Annotated in this window: 20 protein-coding genes; 8 read left to right on the top strand and 12 right to left on the bottom strand. The window is 69.7% G+C overall.

The genetic code is table 11. From position 1 onward, the window contains the following. Window positions 1-9: 9 nt before the first annotated feature. Window positions 10-2,187 (bottom strand): germacradienol/geosmin synthase, encoded by a 2,178-nt coding sequence (locus AB0J69_RS08835; protein ID WP_364114456.1) that lies wholly within the window; start codon window positions 2,185-2,187, stop codon window positions 10-12. A 439-nt stretch (window positions 2,188-2,626) separates the two neighbouring features. Beyond that, the gene (locus AB0J69_RS08830) at window positions 2,627-4,042 is read right to left on the bottom strand and encodes a 5'-nucleotidase (protein ID WP_364114454.1); all 1,416 of its coding nucleotides are present in this window, start codon (window positions 4,040-4,042) and stop codon (window positions 2,627-2,629) included. An 822-nt stretch (window positions 4,043-4,864) separates the two neighbouring features. Here AB0J69_RS08830 and AB0J69_RS08825 point away from each other — a divergent pair. Continuing rightward, window positions 4,865-5,245, top strand: a complete 381-nt coding sequence (locus AB0J69_RS08825; protein ID WP_364114452.1) for a hypothetical protein — start codon at window positions 4,865-4,867, stop codon at window positions 5,243-5,245. 250 nt (window positions 5,246-5,495) lie between these two features. Here AB0J69_RS08825 and AB0J69_RS08820 read toward each other — a convergent pair whose 3' ends face one another. Beyond that, window positions 5,496-6,683 (bottom strand): acetyl-CoA C-acetyltransferase, encoded by a 1,188-nt coding sequence (locus AB0J69_RS08820; protein ID WP_364114449.1) that lies wholly within the window; start codon window positions 6,681-6,683, stop codon window positions 5,496-5,498. A gap of 85 nt (window positions 6,684-6,768) precedes the next feature. Between AB0J69_RS08820 and mce the strand changes: the two genes are divergently transcribed. The 3 genes from mce (at window position 6,769) to AB0J69_RS08805 (ending at window position 10,074) form a co-directional block, all read left to right on the top strand. After that, window positions 6,769-7,191, top strand: coding sequence for a methylmalonyl-CoA epimerase (gene mce / locus AB0J69_RS08815; protein ID WP_364114447.1), 423 nt, complete (start codon window positions 6,769-6,771; stop codon window positions 7,189-7,191). A 204-nt stretch (window positions 7,192-7,395) separates the two neighbouring features. Continuing rightward, on the top strand, window positions 7,396-8,691 hold the full coding sequence (locus tag AB0J69_RS08810; RefSeq protein WP_364114445.1) for a DivIVA domain-containing protein: 1,296 nt from the start codon (window positions 7,396-7,398) through the stop codon (window positions 8,689-8,691). A gap of 144 nt (window positions 8,692-8,835) precedes the next feature. Then, window positions 8,836-10,074, top strand: a complete 1,239-nt coding sequence (locus AB0J69_RS08805) for an AI-2E family transporter (protein WP_364114443.1) — start codon at window positions 8,836-8,838, stop codon at window positions 10,072-10,074. Window positions 10,075-10,079: 5 nt separating this feature from the next. Here AB0J69_RS08805 and AB0J69_RS08800 read toward each other — a convergent pair whose 3' ends face one another. After that, window positions 10,080-10,874 (bottom strand): alpha/beta fold hydrolase, encoded by a 795-nt coding sequence (locus AB0J69_RS08800; protein ID WP_364114441.1) that lies wholly within the window; start codon window positions 10,872-10,874, stop codon window positions 10,080-10,082. Window positions 10,875-11,062: 188 nt separating this feature from the next. Between AB0J69_RS08800 and AB0J69_RS08795 the strand changes: the two genes are divergently transcribed. Further along, window positions 11,063-11,488 (top strand): CAP domain-containing protein, encoded by a 426-nt coding sequence (locus AB0J69_RS08795; RefSeq protein WP_364114439.1) that lies wholly within the window; start codon window positions 11,063-11,065, stop codon window positions 11,486-11,488. On the opposite strand, the gene AB0J69_RS08790 is transcribed toward AB0J69_RS08795, so the two are convergent. The 6 genes from AB0J69_RS08790 to AB0J69_RS08765 all read right to left on the bottom strand — a co-directional run bounded on the left by AB0J69_RS08790 (window position 11,489) and on the right by AB0J69_RS08765 (window position 18,647). Beyond that, on the bottom strand, window positions 11,489-12,247 hold the full coding sequence (locus tag AB0J69_RS08790; protein ID WP_364114437.1) for an SDR family NAD(P)-dependent oxidoreductase: 759 nt from the start codon (window positions 12,245-12,247) through the stop codon (window positions 11,489-11,491). A gap of 111 nt (window positions 12,248-12,358) precedes the next feature. After that, window positions 12,359-12,547, bottom strand: a complete 189-nt coding sequence (locus AB0J69_RS08785) for a hypothetical protein (RefSeq protein WP_364114435.1) — start codon at window positions 12,545-12,547, stop codon at window positions 12,359-12,361. A 202-nt stretch (window positions 12,548-12,749) separates the two neighbouring features. Continuing rightward, window positions 12,750-15,926 (bottom strand): LamG-like jellyroll fold domain-containing protein, encoded by a 3,177-nt coding sequence (locus tag AB0J69_RS08780; RefSeq protein ID WP_364114433.1) that lies wholly within the window; start codon window positions 15,924-15,926, stop codon window positions 12,750-12,752. A gap of 263 nt (window positions 15,927-16,189) precedes the next feature. Continuing rightward, entirely contained in the window at window positions 16,190-16,894 is a 705-nt protein-coding gene (locus AB0J69_RS08775) for an alpha/beta fold hydrolase (RefSeq protein WP_364114730.1), read from the bottom strand. An 11-nt stretch (window positions 16,895-16,905) separates the two neighbouring features. Continuing rightward, on the bottom strand, window positions 16,906-17,196 hold the full coding sequence (locus AB0J69_RS08770) for an ATP/GTP-binding protein (protein ID WP_364114431.1): 291 nt from the start codon (window positions 17,194-17,196) through the stop codon (window positions 16,906-16,908). Next, entirely contained in the window at window positions 17,193-18,647 is a 1,455-nt protein-coding gene (locus AB0J69_RS08765; RefSeq protein WP_364114429.1) for a 3-hydroxybutyryl-CoA dehydrogenase, read from the bottom strand. Before AB0J69_RS08765 ends, AB0J69_RS08770 begins: the two co-directional genes overlap by 4 nt. Window positions 18,648-18,683: 36 nt before the next feature. On the opposite strand from AB0J69_RS08765, the gene nucS reads away from it, so the two are divergent. The 3 genes from nucS to AB0J69_RS08750 all read left to right on the top strand — a co-directional run bounded on the left by nucS (window position 18,684) and on the right by AB0J69_RS08750 (window position 21,733). Further along, window positions 18,684-19,346, top strand: coding sequence for an endonuclease NucS (gene nucS / locus AB0J69_RS08760; RefSeq protein WP_364114427.1), 663 nt, complete (start codon window positions 18,684-18,686; stop codon window positions 19,344-19,346). 227 nt (window positions 19,347-19,573) lie between these two features. Then, window positions 19,574-21,046, top strand: a complete 1,473-nt coding sequence (locus AB0J69_RS08755; protein WP_364114425.1) for an aldehyde dehydrogenase family protein — start codon at window positions 19,574-19,576, stop codon at window positions 21,044-21,046. Window positions 21,047-21,190: 144 nt separating this feature from the next. Beyond that, window positions 21,191-21,733, top strand: a complete 543-nt coding sequence (locus AB0J69_RS08750) for a TetR/AcrR family transcriptional regulator (protein ID WP_364114423.1) — start codon at window positions 21,191-21,193, stop codon at window positions 21,731-21,733. A 127-nt stretch (window positions 21,734-21,860) separates the two neighbouring features. Here the strand turns inward: AB0J69_RS08750 and AB0J69_RS08745 are convergent, their stop codons facing one another. Together AB0J69_RS08745 and AB0J69_RS08740 are read right to left on the bottom strand one after the other, a co-directional pair. Then, window positions 21,861-22,178 (bottom strand): STAS domain-containing protein, encoded by a 318-nt coding sequence (locus tag AB0J69_RS08745; protein ID WP_138666574.1) that lies wholly within the window; start codon window positions 22,176-22,178, stop codon window positions 21,861-21,863. A gap of 79 nt (window positions 22,179-22,257) precedes the next feature. Next, window positions 22,258-23,430, bottom strand: coding sequence for a histidine kinase (locus AB0J69_RS08740; protein ID WP_364114421.1), 1,173 nt, complete (start codon window positions 23,428-23,430; stop codon window positions 22,258-22,260). Window positions 23,431-23,432 lie beyond the last annotated feature (2 nt).

Raw genomic sequence — 23,432 nt, 5'->3', positions numbered from 1 at the left:
AATAATTCTTTACATCCCGGCGAGCCGCTGCATGCCCTGGTCGCTGGGCGGGGGCGCCGCACTGGCGTGCCCGGTCGACAACACTCTGGGGAGGGGCATGACGCCGGCGACGGGATCGAGGTCGACGTAGCGGCTGTTGCCGACGTGCCAGGCCAGGTTGCCGCTCATCCAGTGGCGCAGGTTCTCGACGTACGCCGCCACGTCGGCCGCGTCCCCCGGCAGCTCCTCCCCGGCGATGCGCTCGAAATTGTGCACGCATGCCGTGAGCTGGTCGTTGACGATGTCGACGGCCTCCTGGAGGCCACAGCGCAGAAAGTTCCGTACGGCCAGGACGCCGTTGTTGAAGTGCCTTTCCGCCTCGGTCTCCAGCCGGTAGGAAATGATGTCGTTCGTGAGGTCGATATGGTCGGCATAGGCGTTCACGAGCTCGCGCATCAACCGGCTGTCCAGCAATTCCTCGGAGATGTCCAGCTGCTGGACCAGCAGCACCAGCCGGGCCCCGAGACCCGCCACCCCCTTCGCCATTCGTGACATCTCGATGTAGTCGATCGGGTCGGGGACCCGGTGCAGCACGCTGTTGCCCATTTCCCAGAGATTGCCCGCGGCGAGCAGCAGCACCTCGCGCCGGATCGCCTCCCGCCGCGCCGCCGGCAGCCGTTCCGCCGTCCTGCCCCACAGGTCGGCCAGCCCCCGCTCGACACAGTTCCCCGGGACCGGCTCGTCCCCTTCCAACGGCATGAAACAGGCCAGCCGCTCGACGAAGACCCGGGCGCCCGCGACATCCCGGCGCGCACCGTATTCGGCGATGAAATAGTCGTCGAGCGCCACCACCCAGGTGAACCAGAGCGCCATCAGCTCCAGATATTCGGGCGCGGCGGACGGGCTGGTCATCGCACACCACTTGGCGAATTCCATGGCGTCGTACTTCTCGCCCGACCAGAGCCCGCCCGGCGGCCCGACGAACCCCATCTCGCACGCCCACGCCTTTCCCGCCGCCCGGGCTCCCGCGTGATGCGGATTCACGCTCACTTTCCACGGCATGTCGAACGCGGGAAGCCGGAAGGGGTAACCCGGCGTCACCCCGTTCGGGGACCGCAGCGCGGAGGCCGGCGCCCCGAGCTCCGCCGGTACGCCCGGCGCCCGGCCGACCGGCGCCCGCTCGGACGCCGCGTACCGGCTGGACCGCCGATGCCACTCGCACGACCCGGACTGCCAGTCCTGCAGCCCCTGCACATACCGGACGATCCTCCCCCTCTCGCCCGGATCCGCCCCGCACTCCTCCACCACCGGTGGCAGCTCCGTCAGCGCCGTGTTCTCGAACTGCCGCAACCGCGACGTGCGCAGGTCGTTCACCCGGTCGGCGGCCTCCTGGGTGCCGCAGCGCAGGAACCGCTCCAGCACCAGCACGCCGTTGTCGACCGCGCCCTCCTCCTCGATCTCCCGCCGGTAGGAGTAGAGGTCGTTGAGCAGGTGCACGCCGTCGGAGAAGGCGTCCCGCAGCACCCGGACCGGCCGCGTAGCGGCGATCCGGTCCGGCACCTCGGCGTCGATCGCGTACTCGACCAGGTCCGCCGACCAGGGGGCGCCACCGGAGGCGCGGCGCAGCCCGAAGTACTCGATGGGGTTGGGCACCCGCCCGTCCCGCATGTTCTCCAGGTCGCGCAGGCAGCCCTGGACGAGGCTCTGCGTGCTCCCGGCGAACCTGCGCCGCCAGCCGGTCGACGTGCCGGGGAAGGTACGCGCCCAGAGGTCGGCCAGCCCGCGCTCGGCGGGATTCGCCGGGGACGGCGTGACCGCGGAGCCGACCGGCGTGAACCGCAGCAGCCTGTCCAGGTACTCCTTCGCCTGCTGCCGGGCGCCCGGCCGCTTGAAGGTTCTGGCGAAGTGGTCGTCGAACCAGAACGTCCAGACGTACCAGTCGGAGACCAGATTCAGCTTCTCGGGGCCGGCGTCCGGATGGCAGTACGCCGCCATCAGCGGGATCCGCATGGAGTCGAACCGCTCCTCGTCCCAGACCCCCTCCCCCCGCCGGTCCTTGGAGTCGAACAACCCCATCCCCCGGGCCCACGCGAGGGAGTGCACGTGGGCGGCGTCCGCATGGGGGCTCAGGCGGGCGGGGGTGGGCTGGTAGGGGGTGGGCATCTCGAACGACCGCGAGGGGACGTTGCGGCCGGGGTCGGGGGACATCGACTTGATCCTCCGCTCGAACCGGTGCTTCCGGAGGGGAGACGAGGCATATGGAGTTGACGATGTTTGTGTGGCGGATGGGCCTTTCTGGTGGGTGTGATTCCATTATGCACACGCAGAGTGATGATATGGCAACACTTCGTTTACGCCGAGTGATGACGGCCTTGTCAGGAGCCGTACGCCGCTGAGCCACAGTGCACAGGTCCAGCGGCGTCAGATCGCGGAGACCCGCTCCCCGAGGCGCGTGGTCTGCAGGTCGGCCGGTTCACGTCAGGCGAACGCGGCCACCTCCTCGTTCCGCTGTACTCGCGCGGCCTCTACGTCGAGGGCGGCAGCCGCTCCTGATCTCGCATCCTTCACACAGACATGATCATGAGCGGCTGCTCTTATCGTGCTGACTTCCCGTTACCAGCTCGCACTGCGATTGGCGGCTGTCGGACTAGGAAATCCATCCGAGAACCGTGACGCGGTCTCCCTTGGGAGCGTTGACCGGCGAGTGGTCCGCGAAGTACGACCCCAGCGCACCCCGGTCATCAGGCCCACTGTGCGCCACACTGTTGTTGGGCCACTTCCACTGCGGGAAACCCTCCCAGCCGCCGGCCAGGATGTAGTTCGCGGCGACCTTGATCACCTGGGTGTCGGTCACCGGCGCACCGTTCAGCGTTATCTTCGTGACCTCTCCGTTCGCCAGGGTGTAGCGCAGCCCGGCGGACGGGGTCAGCACACCCCGCTCCTTGGTCGCGTGCCCCAGCAGCCACTTGAGCTGGGAGCCGTTCATGGACCAGGTATCGACGTGGAGCCCGTTCGGCTGCGTGGCATACAACTGCTCGTACGTGACGGGACCCTTCTTGATCTCGGCGTTCGGCGAGCGGACCGCGTACTTGCTGACCAGGGCGATCTGCGCGCCGGACACGGGCTGGACCGATTCCAGCATGGCGTCGGCCACCAGCTCGGCCAGCGGGCCGTTGCCCCAGCTGTCGCGCTTGATGTCGGCGGCGGCGACGCCGATCTGCGTGCTCGCCTTCGGCCCGGCGCATTCGAAGTAGTAGATGATGTTGGTCTTGAGCCTGCTGGCCTGGTTGAACTCGATCTGCACCGAGTACGTGGTCGACTCCTGGTCCCAGCTCAGCGTCTCAAGCACGGCGTTGTAGACGGGGCCGTGTTCGGCCGGCACGTTGAGCGTCTTCCAGTCCTTGGCGCCGACGAGGCGGTACTGAATCGACTGCGCGCCCGCGGGGATCCCTTCAAGCCGGCCGTGGAGCTTGAAGGTCAACGGGCACTTCGACGCGGTGGTGCGCTCGAAGGCGATGCGGGCCTTCTGCACCAGGTTCGGGAGCGGGGTCTCGGTCTCGGTCGGAGTCGGAGACGGGCTCGAGGTCGGGCTCGGGCTCGACGTGGGCGTCGGCGTGGGCGTGGGCGTGGCGTTGGCCTCGACGTACTCGATGGAGGTGTTCACGCTGTCCCAGACGTCGCCGGTGTTCTCGTCGCCACCGTTACAGGTGATGGCGAACGACGCCTTCTGGGAGGTCTTCTTCGCCGGGCTGACCACACGGACGGCACCCCAGCCGGTGGCATCGCCACCGACCTTGAGCGACGTGGACAGACGGATGGTTTTAACGCCCTTGCCGCCGATCCGATACGTCTTGATCTTGCTCTTGTCACCGTCACTGAAGGTCCACTGGTACTTCAGCGCGACAGGCGCCTTCACCTTCACCGTGGTGGACAGCGTCACGGTCACCGGGCAGGCGCCCGTGTGTGTTTTCGGCGACGCGGAAGCGGCCCCGAAAACTATCGATTTCGGGGCGGCCTGTGCACCCGAGGCGAACGCGCCGGAAGCCAGGGCGACAACGGCCACCAGCGCACTGATCCGGTGCCCGGCCCTAGTTAACAGTCTCACAGGATTCCTCTCATTGATCTTGACTGAAGGATCCTGGCAGAGTTTTATCACCGCAAAATAACAATATTGTGCGACATAAAAGGGGAAATGGGCGTTTCCGTAATGGCCCCGCGAAGGCGTGCCATCGTGCCTCCGGACGCACGGCGTCCCTTTCTATGGTGCACGCCTATGCGGGCCGAAGCGGTGGCGCGATGCAACGTCCTTCACCGCCGTCATCGCCGTGTCCGTGCATGTGAAGCGTGACCAGTCTCCCCGCCCATACGTGGCCATGGTGCTATAAGCCTCCGACCACCTTCCTCTCTTGAGCACGCTTTCCGCCTGCCTGAGCTCTACCCGGGCGAGGCCGAACTGCTGGCTGGGCCGGTTCGGCTCCTTTGTCACGGGGGAGATTTCGCCTCGCGGCGGGCTTTTCGCCGCACGTGACTGTCGGTGCGCTGCCAGTTTCGCAACGACGCCGAAAACTCGCTCGTTGAGCATCGTGCGTACGGAAGCATTCAACGCTTCCGTACGTGAACTGACGGAACTCGGCGCGCCCCGAGGAGGGCGAGCCTGTTCATTCTCCCGGGTGACGGTCATGTCATCCCATGGAAGCGGCGGCCGAAGACGGCCGCGATCGACTGCCCGGTTTCTGGGGGCGGTTTCCGATTGTGGCGGGGTGTAGGGCTCTGAGCTTGGTTTATGGCTCGATGGGGGGCACGTGCGAGGTCCGGCGGCCGGGCCGGCGATGCGCACATCGCCGTTCGCGTTGTGCGCGCTCATCGTGCGGTCGATGATGCGGATATGCGCAAGCGCAGGCTGGTGTGGGGCGGGGTCGTGGTCGCCGTGGTGGCCATGGCGGGACTGGGCGTCTACTTCGTGCGGGTGGGGCTGGAGCATGCCGACAAGCTCGCGAGTGTGATCGGGGTGTTCGTCGCTCTGATCGGGCTGGTCATCGCCGTCTACGGGGTGGTCGGCGAGCGGGCGGGCGACCAGCCTGTCCAGGAGGCCGAGGTCAAGCCGGACGTTTCGGCGTCGGGGTCGAGGTCCGTGGCCATCGGGGGTGACAATTCGGGCGTCATCTCGACGGGGGACGGGGCGACCAACGTGCAGATGCGGGCTGAGGCGTCGGGGCAGGGACGGATCTATCAGGCCGGTGGTGATCAGACGATCAATGAGGAATGACCGGGCGACGGCCGGTTCCGGCGAGGGGTCGGGAACAGGTGACGCCGGTCAGCGTCCGGGGAGCGTGAGGAGGCTCGAAGCCCAGTCGCCCGAGGGGCTCATGGCGACGCCGCGAGCCCCCGAGGACGCGCCCCGATCAGGGCGAGGCCCGATCAGGGCAGGCGTAGGGGCGTGCCGGTAACCCGGGCAACGGGTGGGCGCGGGGTTCGGGGGGGCGAAGGAATCCCGTGGTGCGAAGCGTCCCTTGTGGTCAGGGCTTGGGGACGGTGATGAGGAGGGCGTCGCCCTGGCCACCGCCGCCGCAGAGCCCGGCCGCGCCCAGCCCGCCGCCCCGGCGCTTCAGCTCGTACGCCAAAGTCAGCACGATCCGGGCCCCCGACGCGCCGATCGGGTGTCCCAGGGCGATGCCGCCGCCGTTGACGTTGACCTTGTCCAGCGGGATCCCGAGCTCCTTGGCCGACTGGAGCACCACGCTGGCGAAGGCTTCGTTGATCTCCACGAGGTCCAGGGCGTCGGCCGTGACGCCCTGCTTGGCCAGGGCGTGCTTGATGGCGTTGGCGGGCTGCGACTGCAGGGACGCGTCCGGGCCCGCCACGTTGCCGTGGCGGCCGATCTCGGCCAGCCACGGAAGGCCCAGCTCCTCCGCCTTCGCCTTCGACATGACGACCACGGCGCAGGCCCCGTCGGAGATCTGGGAGGCCGAGCCGGCGGTGATCGTGCCGTCGGCGGCGAAGGCCGGGCGGAGCTTGGCGAGGGTCTCGGCCGTGGTGTCCCCGCGCACGCCCTCGTCCTCCTTGACGACCACCGGCTCCCCGCGGCGCTGCGGGATCTCCACCGGGACGATCTCCTCCTCGAAGACGCCGTTCTTGATGGCGGCGGCGGCGAGCTGGTGGGAGCGGGCCGACAGGGCGTCCTGCTCCTCGCGCCCGATGCCGAGCCGGGCGTTGTAGCGTTCCGTCGACTCGCCCATCGCGCACTGGTCGAACGCGCAGAACAGGCCGTCGTGGGCCATCGAGTCGACGACCTCGGAGCCGCCGTACTTGACGCCCTTGCGCAGGCCGGGCAGCAGGTGGGGGGCGTTGGTCATGGACTCCATGCCGCCGGCCACCACGATGTCGAACTCGCCCGCCCTGATGAGCTGGTCGGCCAGGGCGATGGCGTCGAGGCCCGACAGGCAGACCTTGTTGATGGTGATGGAGGGGACGGTCATCGGGATGCCGGCCTTGACGGCGGCCTGGCGGGAGGGGATCTGGCCGGCGCCCGCCTGGAGGACCTGGCCCATGATGACGTACTCGACCGCCTCCGGAGCGACCCCGGCCCGCTGCAGGGCGGCCTTGATGGCGATGCCCCCGAGCTCGACGGCCGGGAGGCCGGAGAGGGATCCGAGGAGCTTGCCGATGGGGGTGCGAGCTCCGGCCACGATGACGGAACTGGACATGACAACGGCCTCCTGTGCTCGCGCGTCGGGTCTTTGACACCATACCCACGAGTACGACGTCGCTCGCCATGGAGGTAGGCCACACATGTTCATGCGGATCGATCACATCGGGATCGCCTGCCGCGACCTCGAGGAGAAGATCGAGTTCTTCTCGAGGACGTTCGAGCTGACCGTCGTGGCCAGGGAGGTGAACGAGGAACAGGGCGTGAAGGAGGCCATGCTGCACATCGCCGACGGCGAAGGTGGGGGCTCCTACATTCAGCTCCTGGAGCCTCTCTCCGAGGACTCGCCTGTGGGAAAATTCCTCGCTAGGCGGGGCGAAGGCGTCCATCACGTGGCATTCGGGGTGGCCGACGTCGCGGACGCCATGGCCAAGATCAACGAGAGGGGTGTGAGACTGCTGGACGAGCGTCCCAGGCATGGATCGATGGGCTCGGAAATCGCGTTCCTGCATCCCAAGGATGTGGGAGGAATGCTGACAGAGCTGGTCCAAGCAGCCAAGCACTAGCAAACCGCCACAAAACGTAAAAAACGTTCATATGTAACTAGTCACGCAGAAAGTTGGACGGGGCTTCGCAGGTGGCACCAGCGGAGTACGCTTGACCTTCCACCGGACATGGGGCCTGCCGCGAGGCACAGGCTCCTGGTACGGATGCCCCGAACCCCCCGTCCGGCCCGTGTAGCCGTCTCGACAACCCAGGATCGAGCCTCCATGCAGTCCGACATCGACGCCCAGCTCAACAACTTCTTCGAGGACGCCCCAGCACGCGAGTTCGACGTGGTGCTGCGCGGCTACGACCGGCACCAGGTCCACGATCATCTGAAGCAGCTCGACGGGGAGCTGCGCCAGGCCCGCGAGCAGGTCACCGGTCTCCAGCGCGACCTGTCCGACTCCCAGCGCCAGCTACAGGAGCAGGAGCGCCCCACCTACTCCGGTCTCGGCGCCCGCATCGAGCAGTTGCTCCGGCTGGCCGAGGAGCAGGCGACCGAGCTCGTCCAGGCCGCCAGGTCCGAGGCCAACGAGATCAAGGCGGCCGCCAAGGTCGAGGCCGCCGACCTGCGGGCCGCCGCCGAGGCCGAGGCCGCTGAGAAGCGCGCCCAGGCCACGCGCGAGACCGACGAGATGCGCACGAGCGCCGAGCGCGACGCCGAGGACATCCGTTCCACCGCCCGCCGCGAGTCCGACGAGCTGACCAACACCACCGAGCGCGAGGCCGCCAAGCTGCGCGCGACGGCCGACCACGAGGTCGCGGAGAAGCGCGCCGACGCCGAGCGGGAGATCGCCAAGCTCCGCACCACCACCGAGCGCGAGGTGGCGCAGCTGCGCGCCTCGACCAAGCGCGAGCGCGACGAGGTGCTGACCACCGCCAAGCGGCAGGCCGACGAGATGCGCGCGCAGGCTCAGCGGGTGCTGGAGGAGTCGGAGGCCAAGCGGGCGCAGGACGAGGCGGAGTTCGAGATCCAGCTCGCCTCCCGCCGCGAGGAGGCCGAGCGCCAGGAGGCCGAGCGCCACGCCACCGCGCAGGCCGCCACGCAGAAGCTGGTCGCCGAGGCCGAACAGCGCGCCGCCACGGCCGAGTCGCGGGCCACGAAGGCCACGCAGCAGGCCGACCAGACCCGCCGCGAGGCCGACCTGCACGCCAAGCAGCTCGTCGCGAACGCGCGCAAGAGCGCCGAGACCATCGTGGCCGAGGCCAAGTCGAGCGCCGACACGATCGTCACCGAGGCGAAGAACGACGCCGAGCGCACCCGTTCGGCGATGCAGCGCCAGGTCGACGAGCTCACCCGCCAGCGCGACAGCATCACCAGCCACCTGGCCCAGCTGCGCCAGCTGCTCGGCGGCGCCGCCCTGCCGGGCATGGAGCCGGAGCCCGCGGTCACCGCGGCCCCGCCGAAGCCGGCGCTCGCCGCGCCCGCGCCGGTGGCCGAGCCTCCGGCCCCGGTCACGACGCCCGCTCCGAAGGTGGAGGCCAAGTCGGAGGACGACGCGGAGTGGTGGCAGGAGTAGTCACGAAGCTGGCACACGGGGGCTGAATGACGGCTGGGGAGAGCCTGGCGATCAAATGGTCGCTAGGCTCTCTCTTTGTTGTCGGGCGTGTACGAACCGATGCCGGTCTGTCATGCTCTGTCGCCGATCCCCCTGGAGCCCTCCGTGTCCGCAGACGTCGAGCCCGCGACCGGGCCGGAAAAGACAGAGCCGGAGAAGATACAACCGGAGACACAGCCGGAGACGACCGAGCAGACGACGACAGGGCCGGCGACGACAGGGCAGGCGACGACAGAGCCGGCGAGCGAGGATCCGCCGCCGGCGGGCGCGCCGCAGCCGAAGGGTGAGGCCAGCTGGACGTCGTACGGGCTGCCGGGCAAGCCGCTGGCCCGCGGCCCCTTCCTCTTCGGCCTGGTCGGCGGCCTCGGGGTGCTGACGGCGATCGCGCTCGCCCAGATGATCGTCGCGTCCCTGAGCACGATCATCCTGGTCGTCGTCGCGATGTTCCTGGCCGTCGGGCTCAATCCGGCCGTCGAAGCCCTGCAGCGGCGCGGCCTGGCCAGGCGGGGCGCGATCTCGATCGTGTTCGCCGGGGTCATCGTGGCGTTCGTGCTGTTCGGGCTGGCCATCGTGCCGCCGGTCAGCAAGCAGCTCACCGAGTTCATCGACGCGGTGCCGGGCTACATCACGGAGCTGAGCAACCATCCGACGCTCCGCCAGCTCGACGCCGACTACCAGATCCTCCCGCAGATCCGCACGTTCGTGACGGGCACGCTGGGGCCGTCGCTGGCGACCGGGATCATGGGCGCGGGGCTGGTGGTGCTGAACAGCGTCTTCACCACGGTGACGCTGCTGGTGCTCATGCTGTACTTCCTGGGCTCGCTGCACACGATCAAGGACTACCTGCTCAAGCTCGTACCGGCCTCGCGCAGGCCGCGGACGCGCGTGATCAGCGAGCAGATCCTCACCGGCATCGGCGGGTACGTGGCGGGCAACGTGCTCATCTCGATCATCGCGGGCGTGCTGACGTGGATTTTCCTGTCGATCGCCGGTGTCCAGTACGCCCTCGCGCTCGCCCTGGTCGTGGCCCTGACGGACCTGATCCCGCTGGTGGGCGCCACCATCGGCGCGGTGCTCGTGACCGGCGTGGCGCTGCTGGACTCGGTGCCCGCCGGGATCGCGTGCGCGATCTTCTTCGTGCTCTACCAGCAGGTCGAGAACTACTTCATCTATCCCAGGGTGATGAAGCGCTCGGTGGACGTGACGCCGGCCGTGACGGTGATCGCCGCGTTGTTCGGCGGCGCGCTGCTCGGCATCGTCGGCGCCCTGCTGGCCATCCCGGTGGCGGCCGCGATCTCACTGATCATCCGCGAGCTGGTGCTGCCCCGCCAAGATCGAGCCTGAAGGGCTCAGGGTCGCTCGGCCCTGAGCCCGCCCAGCTCCGTCCGGAGGAACTCCGTCACCGCCGCGTTGAACGCCTCCGGCTGCTCGACCGCGCTGAGATGGCCGGCCTTGGGGATGATCTCGAGCCTGCCTTCGGGCACGGCCCGCGACATGGCCTCGGCGTCGGAGGGCGGCGACAGCTCGTCCTCCTCCCCCACGAGGATCAGCAGCGGCACCTTGAGCCCGCTCAGCGTCCCGAACGAGTCGGGCCGCGCGGCCATCGCCCGTTGCGCCCAGGCGACCGCGCCCGGCGGGGCGGACTGCACCAGGCCCTTGACGCGGCCGAACACCATGGCCCGGCGTTCCTTGGTCGTCGGCCCGATGAGCGCCGGAAGCACCTCGCTGACCAGCACCTCGCTGCCGTCGGACAGGACGGCCTGCGCGATGCGCTCTCTGTTCTCCCTCGCCGGGGGCGGGTCCGGGCTGGCCTTGGTGTCGGCCAGGATCACGCCGAGCACCCGGTCAGGGTGCCGGCGGCAGAACGCCATCGTCACGTAGCCGCCCATGGACAGCCCGCCGACCACCGCCCTGTCGATGCCCTCCTCGTCGAGCAGCCTGGCGACGTCGTCGGCCATCAGGTCGAGCGACGGATCGTCCTCGCCGAGCCGCGACCCGCCGAAGCCGCGCAGGTCAGGGGTGATGACCCGGCAGACCTTGGCCAGCCCTTCCCGCTGCGCCAGCCACATCGCCGAGGACAGCGGGAACGCATGAAGCAGGACAACCGGGATCCCGGTCCCGGCAGATCTCGTGTAGAGCTGCACGGACCACACGGTAACGCGGTTCACGCCGACAATCACTCGATGGCTTATGCCGAATATCCCCGGACAGGCCTGACGACTTCTACAAAAGCCTCACTTCGCCAATATCCACCATAAGTCTGACATTGCCCGACGAATAATTCCCGCGCACAATCCAGGCACAGCGACCCGTGCACCGTGAGGTGACAGGAATGGCAGGAACCCGCCCCGCACTCCCCGACGCCACCAACGGCGACTTCCTCCTCCAGGCGTTGCAGGAGGTCAACGCCCGCCGGGCCGAGCACCACGTGCCACCCCTGGCGATGGATCCGCTCCTGGTCGAGTACGCCAGGACCAGGGCGGCCGCCCTCTCCCGGTACGAAGGGCTGGGCGGCGGGCACGACGGCCTGCGCGCGGGCACCGGCGAGAACCTGTTCTGGAGCGAGGGCGAGGACATGAGCGACGCCGCGCGGGCGGTGGCCTCCTGGTACGCCGGGCGCGCCGATCACAGCCGGCTCATCGGGAAGAGCACCACGGCGATGGGCGCCGCCCGCGTGGCCGGGCTGGGCTCGAAGAAGTACGAGACGTACATCGTCTTCGTCTTCGAGCCCCCGGCCGACGACGTGCCGCCCGCCTGATCAGATGGCGGTGGCTCCCCCGTCGATGAACAGCACCTGACCCGTCATGTACGCCGAGGCCGGGCTGGCCAGGAACACGGCCGGCTGCGCCATCTCCGCCGCGCTCCCCCAGCGCCGCATGGGGACGCTCGCCACCGTGGCGGCGTTCGACGCCTCGTCCTCCCAGAGGTTGCGGTTGAGCTCGGTGGCCGTCCACCCCGGGCACAGGGCGTTGACGCGCACCCCGGCCCCCGCCCATTCCACGGCCAGCGTCTTGGTCAGCGCGACCAGCCCGGCCTTGGCGGCGGCGTAGGGGGCGAGCAGCGGCGCGCCGAGCGCGGCCACCGACGCCACGTTGATGACCACGCCCTCGCCCCGGCCGAGCAGGTGGGGAGCGACGGCGTGGCAGACGGCCATGGCGGAGTCGAGGTTGAGCCGCATCAGCTTGTCCCACCCCGACAGCCGCAGGTCCTTGAACTCGACCAGGAAGTTCGACCCGCCGGCGTTGTTGACCACGATGTCGACGTGCCCGAGCCCGTCGATGGCGGCGGCCACGGCGGAGGCGGCGGCCTCGCGGTCGGTGAGGTCGGCGGGGATGACGACCGCCCGCCGGCCCAGGGCCTCGATCTCCTTGCCGACTTCGGCGAGCGTCTCGGCCGAGCGGGACACGAGCGCCACGTCGGCCCCGGCCTCGGCGTACGCGAGCGCGATGGCCCGCCCGATGCCCTTCGACGCCCCCGTGACCAGAGCCTGCTTCCCCGTGAGATCGAACGCGCCCACACCGCCTCCTCTGACGACCCTGGAACCGAACAAGATTCTATGGACTGGAGGCCCGGGAACGCCACCGGCGCGGGACCACGAGGGCCCCGCGCCGAGTGCCCACCTGGGGGATCAGAAGAGGAATCCGAAGAAGTCGTCCAGCCCGCTCTGGTCGATCCATCGGGTGACACGCGCGCCGGCCTCGGCGACCGTGCCCGTCCGCGTGCTCTCCGGCTCGATCTTCTCCGGCCGGAAGATCTGCTTCTCACCCTGGCCGGACCCGCCGGGCCGGATCTGCGGCGGCGGGCCGTCCGGGTACATCCGGCCGTCCCGGTAGACGGTGTAGGACTGGGTCGGCTGGATGCTGCCGTCGTTCCGGTAGACCTGGCCGGGCCGCGGCTGCGTCGGCTGCCGGCTGTCCCTGGGCGGGGTCCGCCGCTGCTGCGCGCGGTGGCTGGTCGGCCGCTGCGCCGGGCGCTGCCGTGCCCGCTGGATCTTACTCGGTGGACTTACGGCTGCGGACTCATTGGGCGGCCAGCTGGGCGATCTGCTCGGCGCTCAGCACGCCGTCGTAGGTGCGGACGTCGTCCACGCTCCCCGGCCAGTAGCCGGTGAACGCGCCCGCGCTCTTGGTCCGGCCCAGTTGCAGCGGGCCTGTGGCATTCCAGGCGCTCAGGTGATCGGTGACGGTGGTGGTGGACAGGCGGCCGTTGACGTAGATCCGGAGCTGGCCGGCCAGCGCGTCGTACACACCGGCGATGTGGGTCCACTCCAGCGGGTTGGGGATGGCGTCCGACCGGGTCCGTACGAGGGCGGCGGTGTCGGTGTCGGCGGCCGCCATGCCCAGGGTCCACCGGCCCTGCTCCTTGTCGAAGCCGAGCTGGAGGCCCGCCGCCCGGCTGCCCGGCTGGGCCACGGCCGCCGTGTCACGGGTGGGCAGGTAGTCGAGCTGGGTCCAGGCGGCGACGGTGAAGCCCGTCCTGGTGTTGACCGCGGGGGCGGCCGTCTGGGCGTGGCCGTTGACGCCGTCGAGCGCGAGGGCGCCGTCCAGCCAGCCGGACGTCCACGAGGCGGCTCCGGACAGCGTCCCGGCGGTCGCCCGGCCCGAGGAGTCGGCGGCCGACAAGCCGGACTCCTCGTCCAGCTTCCAGTGGCCGACCAGCGTGGCAGCGCTGTTGACCAGGTCGGCGACCTCGTCGGCGAACATGGCGCGGCCGTAGACCCGCACCTCGTCGACGTCCCCGGGCCAGTAGTCCGAAGCCGCCCCGTTGACCCTTCCGCGGCCGATCGTCAGGGGGCCGGTGGCGTTCCACGGTTGCGTGACGGCGGCCGTGCCCTCCAGCCGCCCGTTCACGTAGAGCGAGATCTGGCCGGCCGCCGAGTCGTACACACCGGTCAGGTGGGTCCACTCATTCAGCCTCGGGGCGGCGGCGGACAGGGCGCGCACGGTGGCCGTGTTGTCGGCGTCCGTGCCCGGACGGGTGAGCGCCCAGCGGTCGTCGGCCTTCGAGTACTGCAGGGCGAACCCGCCGGTCCTCGTGCCTTCCTGGGTGACGACCGTGGCGGTGGCGGCGTTGCCGGTCAGGCGGGCCCAGGCGGTGACGGTGAAGTTGCGGCCGGTGTCCACGACCGGGCCCGTGGTCTGGGCGTACGCACTGGCCAGACGCAGGCCGCTGCCGGTCCTGCCGGTCGTCCACGTGGCGCCGTACAGCGTCGCCGGGTGAGCGGCGGCCGCGTCGGCGGCCGTGCCGCCCTGGCCGTCGTCCAGCGTCCAGTGGCCCGCCGGGGCGGAGCCGCCGTTGACGTTGAAGACGTACGTGCGGATCGGGCCGAGCTGGCCCGCGCGGTCCTTGCTGCGGACCGACAGCACGTTCGGGCCGTCGTGGCGCGGGGTGAGCCGGATCGTGGCCCTGCCGTCCGGGCCGGGCGGGACCTCCGTCTTGGGCGTGGTGTCGAGGCCGTAGACGTAGGCGGCGACGTCGGTGACCCCGTTGGGGTCGAACGTGAACGTGCCCTCCAGGCCGACGCCGTCGCTCCAGGCGTTCTCCGTGAACTGGGGCGAGGTCACGACCGGTTCCCTGCCGGGGGCGGTGGCGTCCACGGTGGCCTCGCAGAAGGGGCTCCACGCGCTGGTGGCCTTGCCGTCCTCGCCTCGCACCCGCCAGCGGACGAGCGCGCCGTCTGCGTACAGGCTCTGCGGGATCGTGGCGTAGAACGCGGTGCCGGAGGAGCCGAGCGCGGTGACGTACTCGCCGGTCTTCGTGCCGGCGGCGTTGTACCACTCGAAGCGGCCCTTGACCGAGTTGTCGGTGTCCTTCAGCTTGGCCCACAGCTTGGGCGTGGCGGTGCTGATGACCGGGCGGCCGTCACCGGAGACGCACGGGCCGCCCGGGTCCGACCACACGTCGGCGGCCACGGGGTCGGTGGGGATGGAGTTGTACTCGATGACCAGGCTCGGGTTGTTCTTGAACTTCTTCCAGGCGTAGACGTCGGTCTCGCTGGTGGCGCGCAGGCCGATGGTGGCCTGCGACCACTTCTTGGCGGCGGCGTCGGCCACCCAGGTCGTGACGTCGAACTCCACCCCGCCGGGCAGGCAGGACGAGCCCCAGCCCTTGGCCACGTTCACCGTGGCGAGCTTCCTCGTCCACGACGGCTGGCTGTTCCAGGTGGTGCTCTTGCTGATCGCCCCGGTCCCCCAGGCCTCGACCTGGCGGGCGCTGCACGAGTACGACCACGTCTCGTACGTGCGCAGCGTGCCCTTGATGATCTGCTTGCCGTGGATGGTCGAGCCGGTGCTCATCTGGAAGAACGAGCGGTTCTTCTGCGACTCGACGTGTCCCACCCGGGCGACGTCGCTGGAGTTGAGGTAGTTGGAGTTGGGCCAGTTGCTCCAGACGGCCGTCCACGAGCCGCGCGCGGCCGAGAAGTACGGGTCCAGATAGACGGGGTACTTCGTCTTCCGGTCCGCCAGCATCTTCCGGTCCGGCCGCAGCCGCAGCTTCCCGCCCGCCAGCTCCACCCCCATGGTGGCCTCGCGGGCCTCGGGCGAGCGGCCTTCCTTGAGCGCCTGCGGGCTCGTGATGCCCTCGGAGTCCCACATCTTCGGGGTGGGCGCGACGAAGATCGTGCCGCCGGCCTCGTCCACGGCCTCCAGGTTGCCGGCCTTGTCCGACTTCAACCCGACGCCGCCGGCGGTGAGCGGGTACGACAGCTCGGTCAGCTGCGCCGCGGCGGCCCACGACTTGACCACCAGGATGTGGGAGAAGCCGTCCACGTCCGCGGTGACCTGGAGGTCCACGCCCGGCATGACCTCGGCGTAGGTGGCGGTGTCGCCGCTCAGCACCGGCTTGGGCAGCGTGCCCTGCCAGCCGAGCTCCAGGGTCTTGGCGCCGCGCGACAGGCGGGCGAGCGGGGCGCTGCCGCCGCCCGACAGCGTGAGGCCGATCGCCGCGGCGACCGGCTCGACCGCGCCGTCGGGGCGCACGCGCAGCGTGGTGTCCACGGGGACCCAGCGGCCGGCCTGGCGCACGCGTACGGGGCGGACGTTCAGCTCCATGGTCAGCGTGCCGTCGGGCTTGGCGAAGACCTGGCGGGTCTCGCTGCGCATCGACTCGACCTCGACCGGCTTGCCCGCGCTGCGGGCGAGTGCGAGGGCGGCCCGCTCCGTCTCCGCCTCCGAGGGCGGCGCGACGGTGTGCACCTCCCGTGGAGACTCCTGTGCGGCCGCTTGCTGCGGGACCCCCAGAGTCGAGATCGTTAACGCCGCCGCGACCAGTCCATGCACTACCCGCATACGTGCCTCGCCCATGCAGAGCAGGGATTACGCGCGGACAGCGATCGCCCGGCGTCTCCACGATCTTCGGTTGACGATCGGATTCTCATCCTCGCCAATCAGAAGGTCCAGAGTTCTGCTCATTCTGCTCAAAAAAACCTTCAGAGCAGGAAAATATCCGGAAATATCCGTCATACCTCCACCGGCAGCGGCCAGGCCGCCGGGTTCACGCGCTTGACGATCTCGTCCAGCACGATGCGTACGTACGGCTCCCCCACCCACAGGTGCTTGGCCCCGTCGACCCCGATGACCTCCGCCTGCGGCACCCGCGCGAACCGGGACCGGGCCTCCTCCGGCCGCAGGTAGTCGTCGAACTCCGGCACCAGCGCCACCAGCGGCCGCCCGAACCGCACCCAGGCGTCCAGATCGGCGTCGGTGGCCCTGTGCAGCGGCGGCGAGAGCAGAATGGCGCCCTCCACCAGCGGATCGTGCGCCCACTTGAGCGTCAGCTCGGTGCCGAACGACCAGCCGACCACCCACACGTGCGGCAGGTCGTGGTATTCGGCGTATTCCAGCGCCGCGGCCACGTCGAACCGCTCCCCCTCGCCCCCGTCGAACGTCCCCTCCGAGGTGCCGCGGTCGGAGGAGGTGCCCCGGGTGTTGAAGCGCAGCACGGCCAGGTCGGCGAGCGCGGGCAGCCGGTTGGCGGCCTTCTTGTAGACGTGGCTGTCCATGAACCCGCCGTGGGTGGGCAGCGGGTGCAGCGTGACCAGCGTCGCCACGGGGGGCCGGTCGAGAGGCTGGGCCAGCTCGCCGACCAGGGTCAGGCCGTCGCCGGTGTGCAGCTCGATCGGCTCCCGCCGGGCGGGCAGCACCGTCGCCGCGCGAATGTCCACCATGGGTCCCTTCAGTAACGGCTGCGGCCGGGGCCGCGGTCGAGTCTCTTACGCCAGCAGGCGGAATGCCAGTGGCGGCGTTCCTCGTCGCCGCCCGGCCAGTTGGGCCAGGCCACGAGGTGCGGCCGGCCGCCGGCGATCTCCTGGTCGCAGCCCGGGCACCGGTAGTTCTTGGCCGAGGAGGCGCCGGTGAGCATGCGGACCTTCCACTCGCCGTCGGGCCACTCCTCCACCTTGTCCAGGCCGGTCGGGAAGCCGAAAGGGCGGGAGGACTCCCTGCGGCGGGCGCGGCGGGGGCTCATCGACGGGGGAACTCGCTCGCGCCCGCGGTGACGAGCTGGTCGAGCAGGGGGGCGGGGGCGAAGGCCGGCTCACGGTATTCGGCGTAGAGGGCCCTCAGGCCGTCGCGTACGCGCGCCAGGCCCAGGGACTCCAGCATCTGGAAGGGGCCGGCCGGGTAGCCGCAGCCCAGGCGCATGGCGGCGTCGATGTCGTCGATCGAGGCGTAGCCGGCGTCGTGCATGCGGACGGCGTCGTTCAGGTAGGGGTAGAGCAGCGCGTCCACCACGAAGCCCGCCCGGTCCTTGCACGGCACCGGCGACAGGCCCACGACCTTCATCAGGTCCGCGGCCGCGGCGGCGGCCGCGTCGGAGGTCAGCGCCGTGCTCGCCAGCTCGGCCACCTGGTCGCCGACGAGGTGCACGCCGACCATCGTGGCGGGGTCGCGCAGGCGTACGGCGTGCTCGACCACCGGGCGGTCGGCGAGCCGCAGCACGACGTCGGCGCCCTCGCCGGACCGCTCGAACCCGGCCGCCGCCAGCCGCGCTACCAGCTCCTCGGAGCCCGGCCCCGCCACGTCGAACGTGATCGCCCCGGAGCGTCCGGCCTCCGAGGGGTGAACCCGCTCCTCACCGTAGAAGCCCCGCCCCGACTTGCGCCCGAGCAACCCGGCGGTGACCAGCTCCCGCAGCAGCGGCGACGGCGCGTGCCGGCGCTCGCGCGTCTCGTCGAACAGCACCTCCATCACCTCGTAGGAGGTGTCGAGCCCGATCAGGTCCAGCAGCGTGAACGGCCCCATCGGCAGCCCGACGCCCAGCTTCATGGCCAGGTCGATGTCGTCGCGCCCGGCCACGCCCTGCTCCATGAGCGCCACCGCGTGGTTGAGGTAGGGCAGCAGCAGCCGGTTGACCACGAATCCGGCCCGGTCGCCCACCGTCACGGCCGTCTTCCCCAGCCGGCCCGCCAGCTCCGAAACCGCACCGACGACCCCGGGCTCGGTCACGACCGTGCTCACGACCTCGACCAGCCGCATCACCGGCGCCGGATTGAAGAAGTGCAGGCCGACCACGCGTCCCGGACGCCCGGTGGCGGCGGCGATGGCGGTGACGGACAGGGAGGAGGTGTTGGTGGCCAGGACGGTCTCGGGCTTGCAGATGCCGTCGAGGTCCTCGAACAGGGAGACCTTGTAGTCGAGGATCTCCGGGATGGCCTCGATCACCAGGTCGGCGTCGCGCAGGTCGGCGCGCGAGGTGGTCAGCGTCACGCGGCCGAGGATCTCGTCCCGCTCCGCGCCGGTCAGCTTGCCTTTGTCGACGGCGCGGCCGGTGGATCTCTCCATGAGCCCGCGCCCCCTGGCCAGCATCTCGGCGTCGGCCTCGACCCCGATCACGCGCAGCCCCGCCCGCGCGAACACCTCAGCGATCCCGGCACCCATCGTGCCGAGACCGACCACTCCCACCCGTTCGAACGCCATGCGTCCAGTTTTCCAGAGGCACTAAGGTGGACGGTCATGCGGCTGGTCATCGCGCGATGCAGCGTGGATTACATCGGACGGCTCACGGCGCACCTGCCGATGGCGCCGAGACTCGTGCTCATCAAGGCGGACGGCAGCGTGAGCATCCACGCCGACGACCGCGCCTTCAAGCCGCTCAACTGGATGAACCCGCCGTGCAAGCTCAAAGAGGACGGCGAGACCTGGACGGTCACCCACGGCAAGACCGGCGAGAAGCTGGTCCTGACCATGGAGGAGATCCTCCACGACTCCAGCCACGAGCTCGGGGTGGACCCCGGGCTGATCAAGGACGGCGTGGAGGCCCACCTGCAGGAGCTGCTCGCCGAGCACATCACGACGCTGGGCGACGGCTATTCGCTGATCCGCCGCGAATACATGACGGCGATCGGGCCCGTGGACATCCTGTGCAGGGACGCGGCGGGGTCGACGGTGGCGGTGGAGATCAAGCGCCGCGGGGAGATCGACGGGGTGGAGCAGCTGACGCGCTACCTGGAGTTGCTCAACCGCGACCCGCTGCTGGCTCCGGTGCGCGGGGTGTTCGCGGCTCAGGAGATCAAGCCCCAGGCCCGCGTCCTGGCCACCGACCGCGGCATCAACTGCGTCACCCTCGACTACGACGCTCTGCGCGGCATCGAGCCGGAGAACCCGACCCTTTTCTAGGTTTACGCGCTGCCGTGGCTCCCCACCCGCCGCACTCCGGCTGAGGGCCCTCCAGGGAAACGGCCTCTGACCCTTCAGTGGTGGCCCGCCGTCACGGAGCGCCCGCTGGGCCCCCTGAGTGGTCCTCCGGCGGCCCAGGGCGCGTTCAGCGCGCTCTGAGGCCCTGCCTGCCCGGCACCGGCGCCCCGACTCTAGTAAGCGATGGCTTACCGGTTTATCGTGACGCCATGACGACGCTGACCTTCGATTCACTCAATCCGGCTACCGGCGAGGTCGTCGGCAGTCATCCCAAGCACACTCCCGCCGCCGTCCACGAGGCCGTAGGCCGGGCGGAGGAGGCGGCCGCGTGGTGGGCCGCGCTGCCCGCGGCGGAGCGCCGGCGCCGCCTGCTGGACTACAAGGCGGTGCTCACCCAGCACATCCGCGAGCTGGCCGCCCTCGTCCACCAGGAGACGGGCAAGCCGGTGGGCGACGCCACGCTGGAGATCGTGCTGGCCGTCACCCACATCGACTGGGCCGCCCGCAACGCCCAGAAGGTGCTCGGCCGCCGCCGCGTGGCCACCGGCATGATCGGCCTCAACCTGACCGCCACCCTCGAATACCTCCCCCTCGGCGTCGTCGCCGTCATCGGCCCGTGGAACTACCCGGTCTTCACCCCCATGGGCTCCATCGCCTACGCCCTGGCGGCCGGCAACGCCGTCGTGTTCAAGCCGAGCGAGCTCACCCCCGGCATCGGGGTCCGCCTCGCCGAGCTCTTCGAGGAGTCCGTCCCCGAGCACAAGGTGTTCCAGACCGTGACGGGTCTGGGCGAGACCGGCGCGGCGCTGGCGGCCGACCCCAGGGTGAAGAAGGTCGCCTTCACCGGCTCCACCGCCACGGCCAAGCGGGTCATGGCCGCCTGCTCCGAGAACCTCACGCCGATCGTGGCCGAGTGCGGCGGCAAGGACGCGTTCATCGTGGACGCCGACGCCGACCTTCCGGCGGCCGCCGACGCCTGCCTCTGGGGCGCCCTGTCCAACGCCGGCCAGACCTGCGTGGGAGTCGAGCGGGTCTACGTCGTGGACGCCGTCTATGAAAGTTTCATGCGCGAGCTGTCCGATCGGGTGACAAAAGTGAAGGCCGGTGAAGACTACGGCCCGATCACGATGCCCGGCCAGGTGGACATCATCAAGCGGCACATCGACGACGCCGTCAAGGCGGGCAGGACGGTGACCGGCGGCGCCGCCTCGGTACGCGCCCCGTACGTGGACCCGGTGATCGTCGAGGACGTGCCGGAGGACTCGCCGGCCGTGCGCGAGGAGACGTTCGGCCCGACCATCACCGTGCGCCGCACCCGGGACGCCCGGGAGGCGTTGGAGCTGGCCAACGCCTCGGCGTACGGCCTGGGCGGCACGATTTTCAGCCGCAACGCCCGCCGCGCGACGGAGCTGGCCCGCCTCATGCGCTCCGGCATGACCGCCATCAACTCGGTCATCTCCTTCGCCGGAGTCCCCGCCCTGCCGTTCGGCGGAGTCGGCGACTCGGGATTCGGCAGGATCCACGGAGCCGACGGCCTGCGCGAGTTCGCCAGGCCGAAAGCCATCTCCCGACAGCGCTTCGCGATACCCGGGATGAACCTCACGTCGTTCACCAGGGGCCCCGCCGAACTTGAGCGACTGCTCAGGCTTGTCACGTTCTTGCACGGACGACGTAAAAGATAATCTTCTTGCCCTTTCCCAAATCCGATCACCCGTCCATAATTGTGTGCTCTGGGGGCCACGATCATGTTGGACGGGTGGAATGTGAACCGGTCTTACCGGGGAATGTCGGCTGAGCAAAGGCTGGCGGACAGACGTGAGCGGCTGATGACGGCCGCGTACTCGCTATACGCGAAACCGGGGTTCGTAGCGACGACCATCGAAAGGCTGTGCTCGGAGGCCAGGATCTCCAACCGGGCCTTCTACGAATGTTTCGGCGGCCGCGAGGAGCTCCTGCAGGCGTTACACGAGCGCTGCGTGGAGGAAAGCCTTGCGGTTGTGGCCAAAGCGTTACAGGAGGCGCCTGAGACGCTTGACGGAAGAGTCAAGGCCGGGATTCGCGCCTATATCGAGTTCACAACGGCGGACTGGCGGCGGGCCCGCATCATGCACGTCGAGGTCCGCAGATCAGGGGACGTCCTGACACTGTCCCGTCAGCGGGCGGTGGACGCGTTCGCGCGGCTCGTGGAGGAGGCCTCCGCGGATTTCCCGCAGGCCACCCCGTTGAATCGGCGACTGGTGGCACTCGGTGTAATTGGAGCGCTACAAGAGTTGCTGATCGAATGGCTGCTCGCCGAAGAGCAGCCGGCGATCGACGAACTCGTCGCGGTGGCGGTGCACATCTTCAGCCGGAGCCTCGCCCCGGGTTGATCGCGATATGCAAACGCCGGTGAAAACGCGATCTTTTCGGGGCCGGTAGACGGACAACCGAAATCTACATTTTGTCTAAGCAAGGAAAGAGCGGGTGACGGCTGATCGTCACCCGCTCGATATGTCATCAGGCCACCGCGGCCGCCGGAACCTCCACGTGCAGCACCCGATTCAGCCGGGTGACCGCGAGTATCCGCATGATCCTCGGTGGCACCCCCCGAAGAACGAGACGGCGTTGCACGCTCAGCGCGCGCCGATGCGCACCCACGAGCACCCCGAGACCGGTGGCGTCGATCATCTCCAGCTTCGAGAGATCGAGGATCAGGTCGCCCTCACCGGAGTCGAGAGCCTTGTGCAGCCGCTCACGCACTCCCGCGGACGTGCCGGCGTCGAGCCGGGCACCGATCCGTACCACCTGGGCTCTCGGATTGCCCCGGACGCGCATGCCACCTCCTCAGTCACGCACGTAGCGTAGTCATTCCCCTGCGCGAAGTGCTCGCCGAGGTGACCCTCGCACAACTCCCCTACCCATCTATCGGCAATGACACGACCGCGTTGAGCAGGAACTCTCCGTCCGCCGTCGGACGGGCCGTCATGACGCCGCCCACGACGGCCAGCCGCTCCGCCAGCCCCGCCAGGCCACTGCCCAGGTCGTCGGCCCCCCGCCGGACCGCCCCGTCGTTGCGCACCGTCAGCTCCGCCTCCTGCGCGGTGAAGCGGAGCGTGATGTCGCAGAAGGTCGCGGCGCTGTGCTTGAGCACGTTCGTCACCGCCTCGCGTACCGCGTAGGCGAACACCGGCGCCACCCCGTCCGGCAGCTCGCGGTAGGGCAGGTGAACCTCGCAGCGGACCCCCGCCGCTTCGAGCACACCTTTCACGCTATTCAGCTCAGCGGGCAAGTCAAGTTCGCGGTAGCCGCGCACGGCCTGACGCAGCTCCTTGAGCGCCTGCCTGGTCAGCCGGTTCACCTCGGTCATCTCGGCCTTGGCCCGCGCCGCGTCCACGTCCGACAGCCGTACGGCCAGCTCGGTCTTGACCGCGATGGCCGAGAGCTGGTGCCCCACGAGGTCGTGCAGGTCCCTGGCGAAGCGCAGCCGCTCCTCGGCCAGCGCCAGCCGCGTGTGCGCCTCACGGCCCTTGTGCGCCTCCACGGCCAGCGTCCAGATCCATATCCAGACCCTGTTGGACGGCGGCACGAGCGCGCAGAAGACCGCGTAGCTCACCATGTTGAGCACCAGCGCCTGATCCACCGACAGGTCGAGGCTCCAGGCGCCCACGCCGGCCTCCCCGCCCAGGGCGCTGAGGGAGACGCCGGCCAGCCACGTACCCACCTGCAGCAGCACGACCGTGCGCCTGGGGATCTCCAGCGAGGCGATCGACAGCCAGCAGACCAGCACCCAGCCCCAGCCGAACGGTTCGGCACCGCCCAGGCCCGCCGCGACCACAGCGAAGACCGCCGCCACCACCACCTGCCTGGTGGGGTAACGGCGGTCCAGCACCGCGTTGATGACTCTCAGGCTGACCCAGGTGAAGCAGACCGCGGCGGCGAACGCGGGAGCGGCCCGCCACCAGCCGAGCTTCCCCTCGCCGACCGCGCCCACGGTCATCATGAGGATCAGCAGCCACATGGCGACGAGGTTGAAGACCAGGATCTTCCAGGTGGTGCGCCGCGCCCGCTCGACCGGTTCCATCGCCATCC

It is taken from the genome of Nonomuraea sp. NPDC049709 (assembly GCF_040674815.1).
In the GTDB taxonomy this organism is placed as follows: domain Bacteria; phylum Actinomycetota; class Actinomycetes; order Streptosporangiales; family Streptosporangiaceae; genus Nonomuraea.
The sequence above is the reverse complement of the archived record's forward strand: the minus strand, read 5'-3'. Positions and strand labels throughout refer to the sequence as shown.

Bases quoted from the DNA above. Each gene is read 5' to 3' on its own strand.
- AB0J69_RS08835 (WP_364114456.1), bottom strand. From the start codon at position 2,187: ATGTCCCCCGACCCCGGCCGCAACGTCCCCTCGCGGTCGTTCGAGATG.
- AB0J69_RS08825 (WP_364114452.1), top strand. From the start codon at position 4,865: ATGCGCAAGCGCAGGCTGGTGTGGGGCGGGGTCGTGGTCGCCGTGGTG.
- AB0J69_RS08820 (WP_364114449.1), bottom strand. From the start codon at position 6,683: ATGTCCAGTTCCGTCATCGTGGCCGGAGCTCGCACCCCCATCGGCAAG.
- mce (WP_364114447.1), top strand. From the start codon at position 6,769: ATGTTCATGCGGATCGATCACATCGGGATCGCCTGCCGCGACCTCGAG.
- AB0J69_RS08810 (WP_364114445.1), top strand. From the start codon at position 7,396: ATGCAGTCCGACATCGACGCCCAGCTCAACAACTTCTTCGAGGACGCC.
- AB0J69_RS08795 (WP_364114439.1), top strand. From the start codon at position 11,063: ATGGCAGGAACCCGCCCCGCACTCCCCGACGCCACCAACGGCGACTTC.
- AB0J69_RS08785 (WP_364114435.1), bottom strand. From the start codon at position 12,547: ATGTACCCGGACGGCCCGCCGCCGCAGATCCGGCCCGGCGGGTCCGGC.
- AB0J69_RS08770 (WP_364114431.1), bottom strand. From the start codon at position 17,196: ATGAGCCCCCGCCGCGCCCGCCGCAGGGAGTCCTCCCGCCCTTTCGGC.
- AB0J69_RS08765 (WP_364114429.1), bottom strand. From the start codon at position 18,647: ATGGCGTTCGAACGGGTGGGAGTGGTCGGTCTCGGCACGATGGGTGCC.
- nucS (WP_364114427.1), top strand. From the start codon at position 18,684: ATGCGGCTGGTCATCGCGCGATGCAGCGTGGATTACATCGGACGGCTC.
- AB0J69_RS08755 (WP_364114425.1), top strand. From the start codon at position 19,574: ATGACGACGCTGACCTTCGATTCACTCAATCCGGCTACCGGCGAGGTC.
- AB0J69_RS08750 (WP_364114423.1), top strand. From the start codon at position 21,191: ATGACGGCCGCGTACTCGCTATACGCGAAACCGGGGTTCGTAGCGACG.
- AB0J69_RS08745 (WP_138666574.1), bottom strand. From the start codon at position 22,178: ATGCGCGTCCGGGGCAATCCGAGAGCCCAGGTGGTACGGATCGGTGCC.
- AB0J69_RS08740 (WP_364114421.1), bottom strand. From the start codon at position 23,430: ATGGCGATGGAACCGGTCGAGCGGGCGCGGCGCACCACCTGGAAGATC.